Annotated in this window: 1 protein-coding gene and 1 pseudogene; one reads left to right on the top strand and one right to left on the bottom strand. The window is 48.9% G+C overall.

Annotation, left to right across the window (positions count from 1 at the left end; genetic code table 11):
• A pseudogene (locus FDX03_RS23590) lies at window positions 1–580 on the bottom strand (NADPH dehydrogenase); the annotation flags it as partial.
• A 155-nt stretch (window positions 581–735) separates the two neighbouring features.
• Here FDX03_RS23590 and FDX03_RS18155 point away from each other — a divergent pair.
• Complete coding sequence (locus FDX03_RS18155) at window positions 736–1092, top strand: helix-turn-helix domain-containing protein (protein ID WP_349290441.1); 357 nt, start codon at window positions 736–738, stop codon at window positions 1090–1092.
• Window positions 1093–1189: the final 97 nt, after the last annotated feature.

The following is a 1189-nucleotide window of genomic DNA, read 5'->3' as shown; positions in this document are numbered from 1 at the left end:
GGTAACGATTCTCGTGGCTACCGCCGTATTCATCGGTGCGTTTGTTCGCTAGCGGCGACAGGAACTGATTCAACAGATAGCCGTGGGCACCGTGGATTTCAATAACGTCAAAACCGGCTTCACGCGCACGGCGAGCACCTTGACGGAACGCCTCTACGACTTCGTTAATTTGCTCAATACTCATCGCCTGTGGTACGCGGGACTCAGGTGTGAACGGAATAGCTGACGGCGCGATAGAGGGCAGGTCAATTCCCAGTTGGCGACCAGCATGTCCAATCTGTGCGCCGGCTTTCGCGCCAAAACGGTGAATGGCATCTGTCACGCGGGACAAACCTTCAATATGGCTATCACCCCAGATACCGATGTCTCCAGGACCGATTGGACCATTCGGTAATACAGAGGCCGTTTCCAGCATGATAAGACCTGCTCCGCCCAGGGCACGCGCGCCGTAGTGGATAACATGAAAGTCATTAATCTTGCCGTCGTCAGATGCCGAGTGCATGCACATCGGGGACATGGCAATACGGTTGCGGAATTCAACGCCGTTGATTGTGATGGGTTCAAAAAGCAAAGCTGACATTTCTACTCCAGAAAGTGATTGATATTTAGCCCGCTAAAAGTACCATACGATGATAATTCGTTTATACGCTAAAAAAATGCACATACTTACCAAAAGGTAACCATGATGTTTTTATGAAGAAATTACGTAACTACGATTCGGCACCAGGTTGTTCAATGGAAGCAGCACTGCATATCATGGGTGGGAAATGGAAAGGGGTGATCCTCTATCATTTATTTAAGGACGGTACGCTTCGGTTTAGCGAACTCCAGCGGTTTTTAACCAGCATCAATCAGCGTTTACTGACGAAGCAACTGCGTGAACTTGAAGAGGATGGCCTGATTATTCGCCAGGTTTATCCCGTTGTTCCACCAAAGGTTGAATACTCGTTGAGTGACGAAGGACGGGAGCTGAACAAACTGGTTCTGGATCTAAGCATATGGGGCAGAAACTGGCTGGAACGCCGCGGTCTTAAAACAGCGGTTGAAGAGGATATCGAGGAGTTGAAAAAGGTTCTCGGCGATCCGAAGTAAGCCGTCTTCACGGGTATCTAAGAGCCAAAATGGGTGATGCAGAAATCGATAAAACTTCGTAATCGTGGAGTCATTCTTCTGTCCTGGGCATAAAGCA

It is taken from the genome of Citrobacter sp. wls827 (assembly GCF_005280875.1).
In the GTDB taxonomy this organism is placed as follows: Bacteria; Pseudomonadota; Gammaproteobacteria; order Enterobacterales; family Enterobacteriaceae; genus Citrobacter; species Citrobacter youngae.
The sequence above is the reverse complement of the archived record's forward strand: the minus strand, read 5'-3'. Positions and strand labels throughout refer to the sequence as shown.